17 protein-coding genes, 3 tRNA genes and 1 pseudogene are annotated in these 19,159 nt (G+C 69.3%); 3 read left to right on the top strand and 18 right to left on the bottom strand.

Going from position 1 to position 19,159, the window contains the following annotated elements; genetic code table 11:
* Positions 1–32: 32 nt before the first annotated feature.
* The 3 genes from AC1DYN_RS04880 (at position 33) to AC1DYN_RS04870 (ending at position 1,632) form a co-directional block, all read left to right on the top strand.
* On the top strand, positions 33–698 hold the full coding sequence (locus AC1DYN_RS04880) for a biliverdin-producing heme oxygenase (protein ID WP_477957983.1): 666 nt from the start codon (positions 33–35) through the stop codon (positions 696–698).
* Between the two features lie 91 nt (positions 699–789).
* Entirely contained in the window at positions 790–1,143 is a 354-nt protein-coding gene (locus AC1DYN_RS04875; protein WP_477957982.1) for a hypothetical protein, read from the top strand.
* 93 nt (positions 1,144–1,236) lie between these two features.
* Positions 1,237–1,632 carry a hypothetical protein gene (locus AC1DYN_RS04870; RefSeq protein ID WP_477957981.1) on the top strand — a complete coding sequence of 132 codons (396 nt, stop codon included), beginning with the start codon at positions 1,237–1,239 and terminating at the stop codon, positions 1,630–1,632.
* Between the two features lie 135 nt (positions 1,633–1,767).
* On the opposite strand, the gene AC1DYN_RS04865 is transcribed toward AC1DYN_RS04870, so the two are convergent.
* From AC1DYN_RS04865 to AC1DYN_RS04780, 18 genes and pseudogenes are all read right to left on the bottom strand, one after another.
* Positions 1,768–2,517 (bottom strand): substrate-binding periplasmic protein, encoded by a 750-nt coding sequence (locus tag AC1DYN_RS04865; RefSeq protein WP_477957980.1) that lies wholly within the window; start codon positions 2,515–2,517, stop codon positions 1,768–1,770.
* Between the two features lie 31 nt (positions 2,518–2,548).
* Complete coding sequence (locus tag AC1DYN_RS04860; protein ID WP_477957979.1) at positions 2,549–5,404, bottom strand: response regulator; 2,856 nt, start codon at positions 5,402–5,404, stop codon at positions 2,549–2,551.
* A gap of 88 nt (positions 5,405–5,492) precedes the next feature.
* Positions 5,493–5,643: pseudogene (locus AC1DYN_RS04855) on the bottom strand (transposase); the annotation flags it as partial.
* Positions 5,644–5,990: 347 nt separating this feature from the next.
* A tRNA-Asp gene (locus AC1DYN_RS04850) sits at positions 5,991–6,067 on the bottom strand.
* Between the two features lie 79 nt (positions 6,068–6,146).
* A tRNA-Glu gene (locus AC1DYN_RS04845) sits at positions 6,147–6,222 on the bottom strand.
* Between the two features lie 79 nt (positions 6,223–6,301).
* A tRNA-Ala gene (locus tag AC1DYN_RS04840) sits at positions 6,302–6,377 on the bottom strand.
* 99 nt (positions 6,378–6,476) lie between these two features.
* Complete coding sequence (gltX, locus tag AC1DYN_RS04835) at positions 6,477–7,868, bottom strand: glutamate--tRNA ligase (protein WP_477957978.1); 1,392 nt, start codon at positions 7,866–7,868, stop codon at positions 6,477–6,479.
* 12 nt (positions 7,869–7,880) lie between these two features.
* Entirely contained in the window at positions 7,881–9,107 is a 1,227-nt protein-coding gene (locus tag AC1DYN_RS04830; RefSeq protein WP_477957977.1) for an O-succinylhomoserine sulfhydrylase, read from the bottom strand.
* Positions 9,107–10,630, bottom strand: coding sequence for an amidophosphoribosyltransferase (gene purF / locus AC1DYN_RS04825; RefSeq protein ID WP_477957976.1), 1,524 nt, complete (start codon positions 10,628–10,630; stop codon positions 9,107–9,109). Before purF ends, AC1DYN_RS04830 begins: the two co-directional genes overlap by 1 nt.
* Before the next feature lie 34 nt (positions 10,631–10,664).
* On the bottom strand, positions 10,665–11,153 hold the full coding sequence (locus AC1DYN_RS04820) for a CvpA family protein (protein WP_477957975.1): 489 nt from the start codon (positions 11,151–11,153) through the stop codon (positions 10,665–10,667).
* Between the two features lie 9 nt (positions 11,154–11,162).
* On the bottom strand, positions 11,163–11,954 hold the full coding sequence (locus AC1DYN_RS04815; RefSeq protein WP_477957974.1) for an SPOR domain-containing protein: 792 nt from the start codon (positions 11,952–11,954) through the stop codon (positions 11,163–11,165).
* A gap of 32 nt (positions 11,955–11,986) precedes the next feature.
* Positions 11,987–13,288, bottom strand: a complete 1,302-nt coding sequence (gene folC, locus AC1DYN_RS04810) for a bifunctional tetrahydrofolate synthase/dihydrofolate synthase (protein WP_477957973.1) — start codon at positions 13,286–13,288, stop codon at positions 11,987–11,989.
* 92 nt (positions 13,289–13,380) lie between these two features.
* A complete protein-coding gene (gene accD, locus AC1DYN_RS04805; protein ID WP_477957972.1) occupies positions 13,381–14,253 on the bottom strand; it encodes an acetyl-CoA carboxylase, carboxyltransferase subunit beta in 873 nt (290 codons plus the stop codon).
* Positions 14,250–15,077 carry a tryptophan synthase subunit alpha gene (gene trpA / locus AC1DYN_RS04800; RefSeq protein WP_477957971.1) on the bottom strand — a complete coding sequence of 276 codons (828 nt, stop codon included), beginning with the start codon at positions 15,075–15,077 and terminating at the stop codon, positions 14,250–14,252. Before trpA ends, accD begins: the two co-directional genes overlap by 4 nt.
* On the bottom strand, positions 15,074–16,318 hold the full coding sequence (gene trpB, locus AC1DYN_RS04795) for a tryptophan synthase subunit beta (RefSeq protein ID WP_477957970.1): 1,245 nt from the start codon (positions 16,316–16,318) through the stop codon (positions 15,074–15,076). Before trpB ends, trpA begins: the two co-directional genes overlap by 4 nt.
* A gap of 13 nt (positions 16,319–16,331) precedes the next feature.
* On the bottom strand, positions 16,332–16,979 hold the full coding sequence (locus AC1DYN_RS04790) for a phosphoribosylanthranilate isomerase (protein WP_477957969.1): 648 nt from the start codon (positions 16,977–16,979) through the stop codon (positions 16,332–16,334).
* Complete coding sequence (gene truA, locus AC1DYN_RS04785; protein WP_477957968.1) at positions 16,976–17,788, bottom strand: tRNA pseudouridine(38-40) synthase TruA; 813 nt, start codon at positions 17,786–17,788, stop codon at positions 16,976–16,978. Before truA ends, AC1DYN_RS04790 begins: the two co-directional genes overlap by 4 nt.
* The coding region (locus AC1DYN_RS04780; RefSeq protein ID WP_477957967.1) for a motility hub landmark protein FimV at positions 17,785–19,159 on the bottom strand (1,375 nt) is incomplete at its 5' end. The genes AC1DYN_RS04780 and truA, both read right to left, overlap by 4 nt.

The raw sequence follows: 19,159 nt of genomic DNA, 5'->3' as shown, positions 1-19,159 counted from the left end.
ACCCGCCAACGAGGCCCCGACGGACGCACGCCATGCAACACAGCCCCATCGTCCTGCAGTTCCCGACCGTGCCGGCGCCGTTCGCGCCGCCGCCGTCGAGCCGGACGCTGACGCAGCGTCTCAACGAGGACGCCGGCTTCCTGCACGCCTACCTGCGCGACGGCCTGAACCTGATCGAGCCGTTCCGCACGCGCGCGCACTATGCCGGCTTCCTGACGGTGCAGTACCACATGCTGTGCGACGTGCGGCGGCTGTATGCCGACGAGGACATCTGGCGCGTGATCCCGGACCCCGGCCTGGCCGACCCGCCGCGCGCCAGCCGCATCGAGGCCGACCTGCGCGACCTGGGCGCCTGGCCGCTGAAAGTGACACCGGCGCCGGCGAGCAGCGGCCTCGGGCTGATGGAGGCGCTGGGCTGGCTGCACACGGCCGAGGGCCTGATGCTGAGCCTGCACATGGTGGCGCAGGCCCAGGACCTGGGCGTGCAGCTGGGGCTGAGCGAGGCGCATGGGGGGCGGCACCTGCTGTCGCCGGTGGACGGCCGCACGCGCGCGTGGCGCAGTCTGGCCAAGGCGCTGGATTCGTCGCGTTTCTCGCAGGAACAGGGGACGGAGTTCGTCGCCGGGGCGAGCCTGGCGTACCACCGCTTCGACGAGCTGTTGTCGCTGGCGCTGCGGCCGCGCACGGCGAACGCCTGAACTCAAGCTTCCGCCCGCGGAGCCGATAGCGATCGAATGCGGTCGGCGCTTGCCCCGCGCCGACCCGTCCTTCAGGCTTCACAGGTGTGACATGCAGTCAACGTCATCCTCATCCGATCCGCCATCCAACCTGGAATGGCTGGGACCCGCCTACCGGGCCGCACCGGCCGAGGCGCTGGACCGCATCCGGCAGATCTGCGCGATGCACACGGAACTGTTCGGTGCGGTGTTCGTCGTGCTGGCCACGCACCATGGGCTGCCGCTCGAGATCCTGGCCGTCGCCGTGAAGCAGTACCGGGCCGACACCGAGGCCTTGACGCGCGACGACGTCGTCAGCCTGATGGTTGCGACGCGCAATGGCGGGCGGCAGGGCTTCGATGCGGTGCTGCGCACGCGGCGCGGGGTGCCGCGTGGGGCGGGGGCGATGAGCTGGGTGAAGGACTGAGGCCGGACGCTTGGCAGGCGGGCGCTGCGGGCCTTGCGGCCACGCGGGCGACGATCACAGGGCGTTGATCTGCAGTGTCGTAGAGTCGCCCGCATGCATGCGACCGCCTCGACCACGAAGTACTTCATCCATCTGCCGCTGCTGCTGGCGTGCACCGATGCGAACTGCCAGAAGCTCAACCTTGAGAAGGGCCCGGACTTCCTGATCGGGTTCTTCTACTTTCCTGCGACAGTGGCTGTCTTGATGTTCCTGGTGATGTTGGCGCAGCCAGCCAAGAGGATGTTTGCCGTCAAGTCCCTGCTTGGCTGGGTCGCCTTCACCATCGTCGCCTTCGCGGGCACGTTCGTGACGCACGAGACCTACCTCGTGGTCTTCTTCCTCCTGCCGGCGATGTTCACCTTTTGGGTCGCAGCAGTTCTGATGGCTGCAGGCGCCCTCGGCCTGCTTCCCCGAAAGGCGTCCGCCTCACAGCGGGCCGACAAGGAATAAGACAAGGAGATGCGGATTCCGGGCTCGAACTTGGCGACGATGGGCGCCATGCGTCGCCAACACTTGCGCATTGATGCGGGCGGGTGTTTGGCTGCGGGCGCAAGCCCCAGCGGCTTTTTCACGTCCACAAGCGCCTCAGCGCCGGGCGCTGCTCAACATCGCCGCGACGGCGTCCTGCCGCACCCGCTGCAGCTCGCCGCTGGCCTGCATGCTGCGAAGGACCTGCTCGACGCGCGGCACCAGCGCGCGGTGTCGCTCGTGCAGGAAGTGATGCAGCGGGATGTGCTGGAGCGGCGGCTCGACCACCCGCACGACCCCACCGAGGCCCAGGCGCTCGATGATCAGCAGGCCGCTGAAGCGGTCGTTGACCGCCACCTCGTAGCGGCCCGCGGCGAGCGCCTGCATCAGCTGGTCCATCGTGCTGACCGCCTCGACACGCGGCATCCCCCGGGTGCCGGCCTCCGACGAGCCGACGCCGCGGACGATGCCCACCGAGTGCGGCGCGAGCGAGGGCCAGCCCTCGACGCGCAGCTCCACGTCCTTGACGAAGGCCGACGGCTCGATGTAATTGAACGAAGGATGCAGCGCGACCAGCGTCGGGTACTGCGTCTGCACCGCGAGGATCCGCTGCACTTCGCCGTCGACGCGGCCCTCGCTCGACTCGAGCAGCGAGCGCTTGGCCGGCAGGTCGACGAACTCGACCTGGATCGCGAGCCGACGGTAGACCGCCTTCAGGATCTCGGCGCCGAGCGCCTGGTCCGGCACGTTCTCCAGGCGCGCGAGCTGCAGCGCCGGCTCGGCACGCGCGATGCCGAACCGCGCCAGCAGGCACGCGCCGCCGAAGGCCGCGAAGCGCCGTCTCGTCACGCCGGATCGCGAGGGCACGGGAGAGGATGGGTGACGCATGCGAACTCCTTCAAGTCATTCCTGCGGGCGAGGCCGCCTGCTGGCCGCACCACGCTTCGAGGCCGTCCAGGATCGGCCGGATCGTGCCGGAAAGGTCATCGAGCCGGGTGAGCACCCGGGCCTCGCCGCCGGCCATGCAGGCCTCCTCCAGTGCGCGAGCGCGCTCCTGCAATTCATGCATGCCCAGCGTGCCAGCCACGGACTTGAGGTCGTGCGCCATGCGCTGTGCCCGGGCCGGGTCGCCGGCGGCACAGGCGTCGGCGAACTGCGCGGGGAAGTCGCGATAGGTGGCAAGGAAGCGCAGCAGCGTACGCCTGAGCACCGGCTCGTCGCCGCCGAGCCGGTCGAGTGCTTCGTCCGCATCGACGCCCGGCAACGCGTGGAGGTCGGCGGCCGAGGCGGCCGACGCCTGCGATGGCGGCGGCGAAGCGGCGGCGCGCAGCGGTGCGATCCATCGGACCAGCGTCGCCAACAGCTGCTCGACGTCGATCGGCTTGGCGATGTGGTCGTTCATCCCGCACGCGAGCACCTTCTCCTTGTCGCCGACCATCGCGTTGGCCGTCATCGCGATCACCGGCAGGTCACGCAACTCGGCGCGCTCGCGCAACGCCCGGGTCGCGGCGTAGCCGTCCATCACCGGCATCTGGCAGTCCATCAGGACGGCGTCGAAGCTGCTCGAGCGCAAGGCATCGAGCGCCTCGCGCCCGTCGCGGGCGACCTCCACGGTGATGCCTTCGCGATGCAGCAGGTCGAGCGCGAGTTCGCGGTTGATGTCGTTGTCCTCGACGAGCAGCAGGTGCGCCCCCTTCAGCTGGGCCCGGTTCGCCCGCTGCACGCCCTTGCGCCGCACGGAACTCGACGCGGCCGGCGACGCGAAGCCCAGCGCCCGGCAGCACGCGTCGAGCAGCGTCGATGGCGTCACCGGCTTGTTCAGCAGGCCAGCCACCCTGACGCCGGACTCGTCGATGCGCCGCACCACGTCCTCGCGCGAGAAGGCGGTGAGCATCAGCACGGTCGGCGGACACGCGCCGGGCGCCGTGGTCCCGGCGATGCGGCGGGCGCATTCGACACCGTCCATGCCCGGCATCTTCCAGTCGAGCAGGAGGAAGTCGTAAGGCCGGCCGCGGGTCTGCGCTCGGGCCACCTTCGTGAGCGCCTCGCCACCGTCCGCGGCGACTTCGGGCCGCAAGCCCAGCGAGGCGAGCATTTCGGCGAGCACTTCGCGCGCCGCCGCGTTGTCGTCGACGACGAGCGCGAGCCTGCCGCGCAGGCCGTCCGCGCTCAGCGATGCCGCGGCCGCGCTTGCGGGCTGCAGCTCCAGGCGCAGCGTGAAGAAGAAGCGGCTGCCCCGGCCCGGCTCGCTCGCCACCTCGAGTTCGCCGCCCAGCAGGCGCACGAGCTGGCGGCAGATCGCCAGGCCAAGGCCGGTGCCGCCGTAGCGCCGGCTGGTCGATGCGTCGGCCTGCTCGAACGGCCGGAACAGCCGCTGCTGCAGGTCCGCGTCGATGCCCGCGCCTGTGTCGCGCACCTCGAAGCGCAGCGAGACCCAGCCGTCGCCGCGCTCATCCACGGATAGCGCCAGGATCAACTCGCCCCGCTCGGTGAACTTGACCGCGTTGTTTCCCAGGTTCAGGAGCACCTGGCCGAGGCGGAGCGAATCGCCCACCAGCGCGGTCGGCAGGTCCGGCGGCTGGACGAACAGCAGCTCCAGCCCCTTCTCCTCGGCCTTCAGTCCGACGACATGGGCGAAGTTGTCGAGCACGGCGCCGAGGTCGAAGTCGGCACGTTCGATGTCCAGCTTGCCGGCCTCGATCTTCGAGAAGTCGAGGATGTCGTTGATGATGCCGAGCAGCGCCTTGGCCGAGGCGTTGATCTTGCGAACGTAGTTCCCCTGGCGCGCGCTGAGCCCGGTCTGCAGCGCCAGGTGCGACATGCCGAGGATCGCGTTCATCGGCGTGCGGACCTCGTGGCTCATGTTCGCGAGGAAGTCGCTTTTCGCGCGGTTGGCGATCTCGGCGCGCTCCTTGGCGTCTTCGAGCTGCGCGGTGCGGTCCTTGACCGTGTGCTCCAGCGTGTCCAGGTGCTCGCGCAGCCGCTGGTTCGAACGGTCCAGCGCATCGGCCATCGTGTTGACCCGCCCGGCGAGCTGACCGAACTCGTCCTGGCTGTGCACGCTGCAGCGGGCGGTCAGGTCGCCCGACGAGATGCGGTCGATCGTGGCCTGCATCTGCATGATCGGCCGGGTCACCAGGCGGCGCAGCAGCCAGAAGGTGACGGCGTAGACCACGAGCATCACCGTGACGATCAGCGCTGCGATCGTGTTGCGCGCCTGCTCGATCGCACGCTCGGCGACGTCGCGCGTGAACGCGGTCTCCACTTCGCCAAGCACCCGCGGCTTTCCGCCCGGCGGCGTGTAGACGATCGGACGGCGGCGGATCACCGCGCGCGACAGATCGGCGTCGGGTTGGCGCACGACCTCGGCGACAGTGCCGTGATTCACCGCCGTGACGCGGAAGTACACGACCTCCGGGTTGGGCGCGAGCGCCTCGAGCTGGCCCTTGATCTCGCCCCAGTCGACCGTCCAGAGCGTCGGGGCGAGCGAGCGGCTGAAGAGGTCCGCGATCCGCTCGGCGCGCGCATCGAGCTCCTGCATGCGGCGCCCGCGCTCCCGCTCGGTCAGCAGCGCGACCGAGACGATGGCCATCGCGCAGACGACCACCGCAAGCGCGAGCATCAGCTTCGTGTGCAAGCTGGCTGCGCGAAGACTGACTTGCATGGCCTTTTCGCCAGGCGGGGCCCGGGCGTCGTTGAGGCACTCATTCTCCCGCGTTTGTCGGCGCGGACGTGCGCGTGTTTCCTCTCGCATGCGCCTGCCGTGCAGCGGCGTGACGTGCCGCTGCGCGCCGCAAGGCGAGCAGCACCGGCGCCTTGCTGCGCGGCTCCAGTCGGACCCCCACCAGCAACCTCCGCGCTCGCTTGTTGCCCGCCTTGCTGATGCCTTGCTCGACCTGGCTGCCACCACTGGCTGCCACCACTGTCGAAAGGCATGGGCGTCAGCCCCAGGCAGCCGGGGAGCTCGCACCGGTGGGCGAAGCACCTCCAGCCGCGACCAAGAAGCTCACTCGGCGTTGGCTGCCGTGGGGATGGCTGCGTTTGCAGCCCGCCAGCTGGCTGACCCAGTGAATCCACCGGCGCTTCGCGGCAGGGGACCAGTGCATGCGCCGCGTGGGCATCGTCGCACTCGCGCGCCGCCTGGCCATCGCACTGTGGCGTTACCTCCAGCACGGCAAGCATTGAGCATGTGGTGCACCCACCCGTCGAGGCTCAGATCAAAAGGCGGACTGACGAACGAGGCCTCATAGAAGCTGACGTTCGCGAGCGGCAGCAAAAAAGATGGCCCCTTCGAAAGCGGAAAAGCCCTTGCAAGTCATTGACTCACAAGGGCTTTTTGTTGGCGGAGTGGACGGGGCTCGAACCCGCGACCCCCGGCGTGACAGGCCGGTATTCTAACCAACTGAACTACCACTCCAGTTTCTTCTTACCGCAGCAGGTTCCGCATCGAACTACCGTCTTTCGACTTTAGTTCTTCGCGCAAGCCCTGCCAAACTTGGCGTCCCCTAGGGGATTCGAACCCCTGTAATCACCGTGAAAGGGTGGTGTCCTAGGCCTCTAGACGAAGGGGACTGAAACCTTCGATTTTGCTATCTGTTGTTGCCAACCGCCTTCACCGTTTCGAACAGCGCGCCCCAAAACTTTAGAGTCTTGGTGGAGGTAAGCGGGATCGAACCGCTGACCTCTTGCATGCCATGCAAGCGCTCTCCCAGCTGAGCTATACCCCCAATGAATCCTCTTGGGTGGTTCTGTCGGAAGCTCTTTCAAACCTCTTTCAGAACGCTGCGCTGTTCTCACTAGCGAAGACCACGATTATAGGCAGCTTTTCAGGCGGTCTGCAAACGGCTCAAAACTTTTTCTCTTGCGAAGAGCTCGAGCACCGCATCGACCGAAGGCGTCTGCGCACGCCCGCACACCAGCACGCGAACGGCATGCGCGAGCTGCGGCATCTTGAGCCCGTGCGCCGCCAGCGTTTCCTTGATCGCGGCCGCGATCGCGGCCTTGCTCCACTCCGCCGTGGCGAGCTTCTCGCGCAGCGTCGCGAGCGCGGGCTTCACCGCATCGGTCACGTGCGCCGCCAGGTCTTCCGCGCTCGGTGACACGTCGGCAAAGAACATCTGCAGCCAGTCGGCCAGTTCCACCGTCGTCGAGCAGCGGTCCTTGAACAGCGTGCAGCGCGGCGCCACGTCGGCCTGCGCCACCACGACGCCGCGGCGCGCGAACTGCTGCACCACCAGGGCCGCCAGGCGCCGCTCGTCGATGGTCTTCAGGTAGTGCGCATTGACCCACGCCAGCTTGGCCGCGTCCCACTGCGCCGGGCTCTTCGACAGGTGGCTGCCGTCGAACCACGACACCAGCTGCTCGCGCGAGAACAGCTCCTCGTCGCCGTGGCTCCAGCCCAGGCGCGCCAGGTARTTSAGCATCGCYTCGGGCAGGAAGCCGTTCTCTTCGTACGCCGTCACGCTGACCGCGCCGCGCCGCTTCGACAGCTTCTGCCCGTCGTCCCCCAGGATCACCGGCACGTGGCCGAACAGCGGCAGCGGCGCCTTCAGCGCGTGGAAGATGTTGATCTGCCACGGCGTGTTGTTGACGTGCTCGTCGCCGCGGAACACGTGGCTGATCGCCATGTCCCAGTCGTCGACCACCACCGCGAAGTTGTAGGTCGGCACGCCGTCGGCACGCATGATGATCAGGTCGTCGATCTCCTTGTTGGCGATGCTGATCGGGCCCTTCACCAGGTCGTCCCAGCTGACGATGCCGTCCTGCGGATTGGCGAAGCGGATCACCGGCTCGACACCCGCCGGCGGTGCCGGCAAGGTCTTGCCCGGCGCGGGGCGCCAACGCCCGTCGTAGTGCGTCTTCTCGCCGCGCGCACGCTGTTCCTCGCGCATCGCGTCCAGTTCGGCCGGCGTCGTGTAGCAGCGGTACGCGCTGCCCTCGGCCAGCATCTGGTCGACCACCGCGCGGTAGCGGTCCAGCCGCTGCATCTGGTAGATCGGCCCCTCGTCGCAGTCCAGCCCCAGCCAGCGCATCGACGCGAGGATCTGGTCCACCGAATCCTGCGTCGAACGCGCGACGTCGGTGTCCTCGATGCGCAGCACGAACTCGCCGCCATGGTGGCGCGCGAAGGCCCACGAATACAGCGCGGTGCGGGCCGTGCCCAGGTGCAGGAAGCCGGTGGGCGACGGGGCGATGCGGGTGCGGATCGGTCGGGTCATGGGGTCAGGGAATCAAAGGGTATCCAGGCCGCGCAGCAGGTCGGCCTTCAGGTCTTGCACGTCGTCCAGGCCGACGGCCACGCGCACCAGGCCTTGCGTGATGCCGGCCGCCTGGCGCTGCTCTTCGGTCAGCCGGCCGTGCGAGGTGCTGGCCGGGTGCGTGATGGTCGTCTTGGTGTCGCCCAGGTTGGCGGTGATCGAGCAGACCTGCGTCCGGTCGATCACGTGGAAGGCATTCCTGCGGGCGCTCGCCGCGTCGCCGCTCTTCACGGTGAACGACAGCACCGCGCCGCCCGAGCCCGATTGCTGCGCCATCGCCAGCGCGTGCTGCGGGTGCGAGCGCAGGCCGGGGTAGAACACCTGCTCGACCTGCGGCTGCTGCTCCAGCCAGCCGGCCAGCTCCAGCGCGCGCGCACCCTGCGCCTGCATGCGGATCGACAGCGTCTCCAGCCCCTTCAGCACCACCCAGGCGTTGAACGGCGACAGCGACATGCCGGCGCTGCGCATCACCGGCACGAACCTGTCGTTGATCAGTGACTCGGGCCCGCACACGGCGCCCGCGATCACGCGGCCCTGCCCGTCCAGGTACTTGGTGCCCGAGTGCACGACCAGGTCGGCGCCGTACTCGATCGGCCGCTGCAGCGCCGGCGAGCAGAAGCAGTTGTCGACCGCCAGCAAGGCGCCGGCCTCGTGCGCGATGGCGGCCAGCGCGCGGATGTCGCACACCTCGGTCAGCGGGTTGGTCGGCGATTCGGCGAACAGCAGCTTCGTGTTCGGCTTGATTGCCGCACGCCACTGTGCCGGATCGGTCTGCGACACGAAGCTGGTCTCGACGCCGAACTTCGCGAACTCGCGGCCGAACAGCATGATGGTCGCGCCGAACACGCTGCGCGAGCAGACCACGTGGTCGCCCGCCTTCAGCAGCGCCATGCCCAGCAGCAGGATCGCGCTCATGCCGCTGGCGGTGGCGATGCAGGCCTGCGCGCCTTCGAGCGCCGCCAGGCGCCGCTCGAACATCGTCACCGTCGGGTTGCTGAAGCGCGAGTAGATGAACGCCTCTTCCTCGTTCGCGAAGCGCGCCGCGGCGCTGGCCGCATCCGGCTGCACGAAGCTGCTGGTCAGGAACAGCGCTTCCGAGTTCTCGCCCCAGGCGCTCGGCGGCAGCCCTTCGCGCACGGCCAGCGTGTCGCGCCGCGCGTCGGCCGGCAGCGCCACGCGAGGGATGCGCCCCTGCACCATCAACCCTGCTCCGTCGCGCTCTGCAATGCGAGGCGCGAGCGGTCGCCGCCCTCTTCCTCGTCGCCCTGCGACTTGCGCTGCGTGGCAATGGCGTCGAAGTCGGCGGCCGACACGTCGCCCGTCACGTAATAGCCGTCGAAGCACGAGGCCTCGAAGCCGTTCAGCGACGGGTTCAGCGCGCCCACCACCTTCTTCATCGCGGCGACGTCCTGGTAGATCAGCGCATCGGCGCCGATGAACTGCCGGATCTCCTCGATGCTGCGGTTGTGCGCGATCAGCTCTTCGCTGGTCGGCATGTCGATGCCGTAGACGTTGGGAAAGCGCACCGGCGGCGCGGCCGAGGCCATGTAGACCTTGCGCGCACCGGCCTCGCGCGCCATCTGCACGATCTCTTTCGACGTGGTGCCGCGCACGATGGAATCGTCCACCAGCAGCACGTTGCGTCCCTTGAACTCGACCGCGATCGCGTTCAGCTTCTGGCGCACCGATTTCTTGCGCACGCCCTGCCCCGGCATGATGAAGGTGCGGCCGACGTAGCGGTTCTTCACGAAGCCTTCGCGGTACGGCTTGCCGATCTTCTGCGCCAGCTGCATCGCCGACGGGCGGCTCGATTCGGGGATCGGGATCACCACGTCGATCTCGTTCGGCGGCATGGTCGAGATCAGGCGCTGCGCCAGCGTCTCGCCCATGTTGAGCCGCGCCTGGTAGACCGACACGCCGTCCATCACCGAGTCGGGGCGTGCCAGGTAGACGAACTCGAACATGCACGGGTTCAGCGTCGGGTTCTCGGCGCACTGCTGCGTGTGGACCTTGCCGGCCAGGTCGATGAAGACCGCCTCGCCCGGCGCCACGTCGCGCACCAGCTTGTGCCCGGTGCCTTCGAGCGCCACCGATTCGCTGGCCACCATCACCTCGGGGCCGTCCGGCGTCATCGCCTCGCCGAAGCACAGCGGGCGGATGCCGAACGGGTCGCGGAAGGCCAGCAGCCCGTAGCCGGCGATCAGCGCGACCACCGCGTACGAGCCCTTGATGCGCTTGTGCACCGCGCTCACGGCCTTGAAGATTTCCTCGGTCGTGAGCGGCAGGTCGCGCGCGGCCATCTCGAGCTCGTGCGCCAGGATGTTGATCAGCACCTCGGTGTCGCTCTCGGTGTTGATGTGGCGGCGGTCGATGTCGAACAGCTCCTGCTTCAGCGAGTGCGCGTTGGTCAGGTTGCCGTTGTGCACCAGCACGATGCCGAACGGCGCGTTGACGTAGAACGGCTGCGCCTCTTCCTCGTTGTAGGCGTTGCCGGCCGTCGGGTAGCGCGTCTGGCCCAGGCCCACCGTGCCCGGCAGCCCGCGCATGTTGCGGGTGCGGAAGACGTCGCGCACCATGCCGCGCGCCTTGTGCATGAAGCACTTGGTGCCCTGCATGGTGACGATGCCGGCCGCATCCTGGCCGCGGTGCTGCAGCAGCAGCAGCGCGTCGTAGATCAGCTGGTTGACCGGCGTTCTGGATATCACGCCAACGATGCCGCACATGGGAGGGTTTCCTTGGTGGGTCAGCCCGCCCGGGTCAGGCAGGCAGATGGGAAGAGAGTTGAGGCGGAAGCAGCGGCTTCAAGCCCGCCAACGCACCATTGAGCCACGGCGCGCCGATCGATGCGCGCCAGGCCGGCGATGTCACCAGCGGCGTCATGCCCACCACCAGCCCGATGGCCAGCAGCACGATCACGCCACGCAACAGCCCGAAGAACGCGCCCAGCAGGCGGTCGACCAAGCTCAGCGGCGTGGCATGGATCACGAATCGCAGCAGCCGCGCGACGATGCCCCAGACGATCAGCGCCGCGACGAAGGTGATCGCGAAGGCCGCGGCCTGGTTGATGCCCGAGCCGATGCGGCCGACCGGGATGTGCGGCGCGACCATCGGCGTCAGCCACTGGGCCGCGAACCAGGCGGCAAACCAGCCGAGCAGCGACAGCAGCTCGAACACCAGGCCGCGCACGATGCCGACGACGACCGAGATCGCCAGGATGCCGAGGAGGATGCCATCGACCCAGCCCATCGTGCGCCGTCACAGCGTCAGGATGGCCGACGGCAGGCCGGCGGACTTGATCTTCACGGCCGCCCTGTCGGCCTCGTCGCGCGACGCGAACGGGCCGACGCGCACGCGGATGCGGTTGCCGGCCGAGGTCTCGACGACCTGCGTGTAGGTCTTCAGGCCGAGCTTCTCGACCTTGTGGCGCGCCTCGCGCGCGGCGGTGACCTCGGCGAAGGCGCCGACCTGCACGACGAAGCGACCGGGTGCCTCGGCAACGGCGGGCTTGCCGTCGAGCAAGGCCTGGGCGCGGGCGCTGTCGGCAGCGGGCTTGGCGGCGGGTTTCTCGGAGGGCTTCTCGGCGGGCTTTTCTGCCGGCTTGTCAGCAGGCTTCTCGGCCGGCTTGCGCTCCACCGGCGCCGGCTTCGGCGCGACGGCGGCCACCACCGGCGGAGCCGGTGCAGCCACCGGCGCAGACGCCGCCAGCTCGCGCCCGGCATCGGCCGGACTCTCGGTGATCACGCTCGGCGGCAGCGGCGCCGGCTTGGCCGCAGCAGGCTTCGGCGTGGCGGCCGGCACGGGGGCGGCGGTGCCATCGCGCTTCAGCTCGACCGGCGTGTCGACCGGCAAGGGCCGCGGCTGGGTCTCGAACAGCAGCGGGAAGCCGATGACGCCGGCGATCACCAGCACCGCGGCGCCGATCAGCCGCTGGCGGGCGCGCGTGCGGGCCTGCGCGACGGTGTCGGGGGATTCTGCGGCCGGCGGCGCCTTCGCCTTCGCGTTGGACGCATTGCCCGGCGTGCGCTTCAGGAAAGACAGCAGACCCATGAAGAGCTGATTCCAGGTGAGCAGAGCGGTGATCAGCCCAGGTGCTTGGCGGACAGACGGGGGATGCCGTCCTTCAGCACGCCGCCCACGGTGAAGAACGAGCCGAAGACCACGATTCTATCAGCGGGGTCCGCGCCCTCCAGCGCGGCGCGCAGCGCGGCCTCGGGGCTGTCGTGACGGAATGTGGCGACCGGGCCGGGGCCTTTCAGCGCCAGGCGCTCGTGCATTTGTTGCAGGTGCTCGGCACTGGCCGCGCGCGGGATCGGCAGGTCGGTGAAATGCCACGCATCGACCAGCGGTGCCATGCGGCGCAGGATGGCCTCCAGGTCCTTGTCGGCCATCGCGCCGAACACGACGTGGGTGCGCGGGAAGAAGCCCATCTGGTCCAGGTTCTCGGCCAGCGCGCCCACCGCATGCGGGTTGTGCGCGACGTCCAGCACCAGCGTCGGCTGCCCGGGAACGATCTGGAAGCGGCCGGTCAGCTCGACGGTCGCGAAGCCGTTGCGCACCGACTGCGCGGTGATCGGCAGCCGGTCGCGCAGCGCCTCGAAGGCCGCCAGCGCGGCCGAGGCATTCAGCAGCTGGTTGGCGCCGCGCAGGGCCGGGTAGGCCAGCCCGCTGAAGCGCTTGTCGCGCCCACCCCAGCCCCATTGCTGCTTGTCGCCGGCGTAATTGAAATCGCGGCCCAGCAGGCGCAGGTCGGCGCCCAGCTCCGCGGCCCGCGCAACGATGCTGGCCGGCGGCACCGGGTCGCCCACCACCACCGGCCTGCCGGCGCGCATGATGCCGGCCTTCTCGCGGCCGATCGATTCGCGGTCGGGACCCAGGTAGGCGGTGTGGTCGATGTCGATGCTGGTGATCACCGCGCAATCGGTGTCGATCGCGTTGACGGTGTCGAGCCGCCCGCCCAGGCCGACCTCGAGGATCACCATGTCCAGCGGCGCGCTGGCCAGCAGCCGCAGGATCGCCATGGTCGTGAACTCGAAGTAGGTCAGCGCCATGCCGGCGCGCGCCTCCTCGACCGCCTCGAAGTGCGGGATCAGCTCGGCGGCCTCGACGCTGCGGCCGTTGACGCGGCAGCGCTCCTCGAAGTGCACGAAGTGCGGCTTGATGTACAGCCCGACGCGGTAGCCTGCCTGCAACCCGATGGCCTCGAGCATCGCGCAGGTGGACCCCTTGCCATTGGTGCCGGCCACGGTGATCACCGGCACCTTGAAGGCGATGTCCAGGCGCTGCTTCAGCAGGAGGCTGCGCTCCAGCCCCATGTCGATCTCCTTGGGGTGCAGGCGCTCGCAGTGGGCGAGCCAATCGGCCAGGGTGGTGGGCGTTGCCATGTCGATTCGTGGAGGACGATCCCCGGACGGGCATCCGGACTGCAAAGAAACAAAGGCGGCCGAGGCCGCCTTCCGTGGGGGCGCGGCGTGTTTCAGGCCACCGCGTCGGCGCTCTGCCGCTGCAGCATCGCCAGCGAACGGGCGATCGCGCCGCGCAGCTCGCGCCGGTCGACGATGCCGTCGATCGCGCCGGTCTTGACCAGGAACTCGGCGCGCTGGAAGCCCTCGGGCAGCTTCTCGCGCACGGTGTTCTCGATCACGCGCGGGCCGGCGAAGCCGATCAGCGCCTTCGGCTCGGCGAACACGATGTCGCCGACGAAGGCGAAGCTCGCGGACACGCCGCCCATCGTCGGATCGGTCAGCACGCTGACGTAGGGCAGCTTCGCCTTCGCCAGCAGCGTCAGCGCCGCGTTGGTCTTGGCCATCTGCATCAGGCTCAGCAGCCCTTCCTGCATGCGCGCCCCGCCGGTCGCCGCGAAGCTGACGAAGGGCACCTTCTGCTCGACGGCCGTCTCGACGCCGCGCACGAAGCGCTCGCCGACCACCGAGCCCATCGAGCCGCCCATGAAGTCGAACTCGAAGCAGGCGGCCACCAGCGGGATGCTGTGCACCGCGCCGCCCATCACCACCAGCGCATCGGTCTCGCCGGTGCTTTCCAGCGATTCCTTCAGCCGCTCGGGGTAGCGCTTGCTGTCCTTGAACTTCAGCGCGTCGACCGGCAGCACCTCCTGGCCGATCTCATAGCGGCCTTCGCCGTCGAGGAAGGCATCGAGCCGCGCACGCGCGCGGATGCGGTGGTGGTGGCTGCACTTCGGGCAGACGTTGATGTTCTGCTCGAGGTCGCTCTTGTAGAGCACGGTGTCGCAGGACGGGCACTTGATCCACAGACCTTCGGGCACCGTGCGGCGCTCGCTCGGGTCGGTCTGCTGCATCTTCGGCGGAAGCAGTTTCTCAAGCCAACTCATGCAGGAGCTCCTTTCAGGGTATCGAGGGCGGTCCGGATCTCGGCGATGAACGCCGCGGCCGCGGGAACGACATTGTCGCGCGTCTGGGTTTCAAGCAATTGCACGATGCGGGATCCGATCACGACCGCGTCGGATACCCGGGCCACCGCGATCGCCGTCTGCGCATCGCGGATGCCGAAGCCTACACCGACCGGCACGCCGACATGGGCCTTGATCCGGGGCACCATCGCGGCCACCGCCGCGGTGTCCAGGTGGCCGGCGCCGGTCACGCCCTTCAGCGAGACGTAGTAGACGTAACCGGTCGCGATGCGGCCGACGTCCTTCATGCGCTGCTCGGTCGACGTGGGTGCCAGCAGGAAGATCGGGTCGAGCTGCCTGGCCTTCAGCCGCGCGGCGAAGGCCTCGCACTCTTCCGGCGGGTAGTCGACGACCAGCACGCCGTCGACGCCGGCCTCGGCGGCGTCGCGCACGAAGGCATCCGCACCATGGCGCTGGTCGTAGCGTTCGATCGGGTTTGCATACCCCATCAGCACCAGCGGCGTCGTCGTGTCGCGCCGGCGGAAGCCGCGCACGTAGTCGAGCACCTGCAGCATGCCGATTTGCTTGGCGAGGGCACGCTCGGCCGCCTTCTGGATCACCGGGCCGTCGGCCATCGGGTCGGAGAACGGCACGCCGAGCTCGATCACGTCGGCACCGGCCTCGGCCATCGCGAGCATCAGCTCGACGGTGGCGTCCGGGTACGGGTCGCCGGCGGTGATGTACGGGATCAGCGCCTTGCGACCTTCCTTCTTCAGCGCGGCGAAACGGGTGGCGATGCGGCTCATTTCAGCCCCTTCACGGCCTGGCCGGCGGCCGAGGGCTGGTCGTACACCTTCTCGCCCGACAGGTCGGCCACGGTGCCGATGTCCTTGTCGCCGCGGCCCGACAGGTTGACGAGCAGGATCTGGTCGGGGCGCATCGTCGGCGCCAGCTTCATCGCATGCGCGACCGCGTGCGACGACTCGAGCGCCGGGATGATGCCCTCGGTGCGGCACAGGTGGTGGAAGGCCTTCAGCGCCTCGTCGTCGGTGATGCCGACGTACTCGGCACGGCCGGTGTCCTTCAGGTACGCATGCTCGGGACCGACGCCCGGGTAGTCGAGGCCGGCGGAGATCGAGTGCGTCTCGATGATCTGGCCGTTCTCGTCCTGCAGCAGGTAGGTGCGGTTGCCGTGCAGCACGCCGGGCGAGCCGGCGCTCAGGCTCGCGGCATGCTTGCCGGTGTCCAGGCCCTGCCCTGCGGCCTCGACGCCGATCAGCCGCGTGGCCTCGTGCTCGATGTACGGATAGAAGATCCCCATCGCGTTGCTGCCGCCGCCCACGCAGGCGATCACCGCGTCGGGCTGGCGTCCCGCGAGTTCGGGCATCTGCAGCAGGCATTCGTCGCCGATCACGCGCTGGAAGTCGCGCACCATCGCCGGGTACGGGTGCGGCCCGGCCACGGTGCCGATGATGTAGAACGTGTTCTCGACGTTGGTGACCCAATCGCGCAGCGCCTCGTTCAGCGCATCCTTCAGCGTCTTCGAGCCGCTTTCCACCGGCACGACGGTCGCGCCCAGCAGCTTCATGCGGTAGACGTTGGGCGACTGGCGCTTGACGTCCTCGCTGCCCATGTAGACCACGCACTCCATGCCGTAGCGGGCGCAGATGGTGGCGGTGGCCACGCCGTGCTGGCCGGCGCCGGTCTCGGCGATCACGCGCGGCTTGCCCATGCGGCGCGCCAGCAGCGCCTGGCCGATGGTGTTGTTCACCTTGTGCGCACCGGTGTGGTTCAGGTCCTCGCGCTTCAGGTAGATCTGCGCGCCGCCCAGTTCGCGGCTCATGCGCGCGGCGTGGTAGACCGGGCTGGGCCGGCCGACGAAGTGCTTCAGCTCGCTCTGGAACTCGGCCTGGAAGGCCGGGTCGCGCTGCGCCTCGGCGTAGGCAGCCTTGAGCTCATCGAGCGCGTGGATCAGGGTTTCGGCGACGAAGGTGCCGCCATAAGGCCCGAAATGCCCGTTGGCATCGGGTTGCTGGTACTTGGACATGGAATGACTCGCTTCAGGTCGGGGTGGCCGCGATGCGCGCATCGGCTTCGCGCACGGCATCGCAGAATCGGCGGATGGCCTCGGCATCCTTGATGCCTTTGGCCTGTTCGACGCCGGAACTCACGTCAACGGCCCAGGGCCGCACCCGAAGAATTCCTTCGATCACATTTCCGGCATGCAACCCACCAGACAAAACGACTGGAGAGCGCACGTTTCGAGGAATGAGTGACCAATCGAAGACCTTTCCGCCCCCACCATACCCATCGACATGGGCGTCGAGCAGCAGCCCCTGGGCGAGCGGGTACTGAGCGGCGAAGTCTAGCAAATCGAAATCCCCCGCCATGCGCGCGGCGCGCAGGAAGGGCCGGCCGGCCGCGCTGCAGTCGTCCGGGGTCTCGTCGCCATGGAATTGCAGCAGCAGGTTCGGGATGGCGGCGACCGCGCGCTCGACCGATGCCGGCGCCGCGTTGACGAACAGCGTGACCGGCGTGACGAAGGGCGGCAGCCTGCGCGCCAGTTCGGCGGCGCGCTCGATCGTCACATGGCGCGGGCTGCGCTCATACAGCACGAAGCCCACGGCATCGGCGCCGGCCTCGACGGCGGCATCCACGTCGGCCTCGCGCGTCAGGCCGCAGATCTTGATTCGGGTGCGAAGGCTCATCGGGTCGGGTCGGCGCCACCGGGAAGCCAGTCCATCGGCGGCGTGTGGCTCGGGATCTCGAAGCGCGCATCGTAGTACGGCCCGACGAAGTACAGCCCGTCGGGGGCAAAGGTCGGTGCCGCCACGCTGCGCGTGCGCGAGGCCAGCACCTCGCCCATCCAATCGGGCGCGCGCTGGCCGGCGCCGATCGCCACCAGGCAACCCATGATGTTGCGCACCATGTGGTGCAGGAAGGCGTTGCCGTCGAAGTCGAAACGCCAGTAGGCGCCGAAGCGGCGGATGCCGATCGCGTGCAACGTCTTGACAGGCGTCGGCGACTGGCAACCTGCCGCCCGGAAGGCGCTGAAGTCATGCTCGCCGATCAGCGCCCGGGCGGCCTCGCGCATCGCATCGCCATCGAGCGGGCGGAACACCCAGCCGGCCGCGCCGGCCTCGATGGCGGCGCGCACGCGCGACTCGAGCAGCAGGTAGGCATAGCGGCGCCCGCGCGCGCTGTTGCGGGCGTGGAAGTCGTCCGGCACCGGACGGCACCACTGCACCGCGATGTCGGACGGCAGGAAGCGGTTGCTGCCGCGCATCCACGATTCGGTCTCGCGCGGCACCGGCGCGTCGATGTGCACCACCTGGTTCAGCGCGTGCACGCCCGCATCGGTGCGCCCGGCGCACATCGTGCGAACGGGCGTGGCCGCGAATTGCGACAACGCCCGTTCAAGGTGGTCCTGCACCGTCTGCCCGCCCGGCTGGCTCTGCCAGCCCTGGTAGGCCTGGCCCTGGTAGCTGATACCGAGGGCCAGTCTCTCGCCGTTCACCCGAGATCGTTCAGCATGGCTTGCGCGCGGGACTTTGTCGCGCCGCTGGCCTTGGCCACCACTTCCTGCAGCAGGTCGCGGGCGCCTTCCATGTCGCCGATCTGGCGGAACTCGTCGGCCAGTTCGAGCTTGCGCGCGATCGGGTCGGAGCCGTCGTCCGGCGCGTCGCCCAGGTCGATGTCGCCGAACTCGTTGGCCGATGCGGGCGCCGGTGCGGCGCGCGACGCCGCGGGCGGTGCCGGGATCGTCGCGTCGCCCAGGTCCAGCGAGATGCTGGACAGGTCGAAGTCCATCGAGCCGCTGCCCACGGCGCTGCGCGGGGCCGGCGGCGGCGGTGCCGACGGCGGCTCGAGCGGCAGGTCGAAGCTCATGTCGTCCAGCGAATGCACGGCCTCGGCGGTCGGCAGCGGCTGCGTCTCTTCGGGCAGGCGCGAGGCGTGCGACGAGGTGCTGCCCGGCAGTGCCAGGTCGAGGTCGAGGTCCATGCCGCCACCACCGGTGGTGTCGAAGCCGCTGCCATGCGATCCGCTGGTGCCGAACTCGGACGGCGACGGCAGCACCGACTGCGGCATCGTGCTGGCACCCAGCAGCTCGGCCGACGGACGGGCCTCGCCGGCACCGGTGGACGGCGCGCCGCCCGGGCGGTACATCGGGTTCTCCGGATCGATTTGCTGGCCGATCTCTTGCGCCTTGGCCCAGTCCTCGCCCTGGCCGCCGGTCAGGCCGAACAGCTGGGTGGCCAGCAGCTCGAAGCCCTTGGTGTCGCGGCGCTTCGCGTAGACCTCGAGCAGCTTGGTGCGGATCGCCAGGCGCTCCGGGCTCGCGCGCATCGCTTCCTTGAGGATTTCCTCGGCCTGCAGGTCGCGGCCATAGGCCAGGTAGACATCGGCTTCGGCGACCGGGTCGACGTCGCCGATCGCATCGAGCTGGCTCAGCGAGTAGCTCATCGACGACGAGGCGCCACCGGCATCGCGCGTGTCGATGCGCTGACCGCCGCTGGCGCCGAAGAACGAGTCGGGTTGAAGACGGCTTTCGAGGAACGAGGTCTCGCCGCTGTCGCGCTTGGCACGCTTGCTGAAGCGCCAGGCCGCGAAGCCGCCGAGCAGCAGCACGGCCAGGCCGCCGAGCACGGCCGGCAGGTTGTCTTCGAACAGCGAGGCGAAGAAGCCCGGCGGCTCGGCCACCGGGGCAGGCGCCGGAGCCGGCTTGGGCGGCGGCGGCGCGACGACTGGGGCGCTGGCAACGACTTCGGGCGCCGGCGCAGCGACGACGGGCGGCGTGGCTTCAGCCGGTGCCGATGCGGGCAGCGCGACCGGCGCCGGGGCCGGCGTGGGGGCGGCCACGGGCGCCGGCGTCGGCGCGGGGACCGGG

Source organism: Rhizobacter sp. P2_D12 (assembly GCF_056404395.1).
Note: the sequence above shows the minus strand (reverse complement) of the source record. Positions and strands in the feature narration are given on the sequence as shown.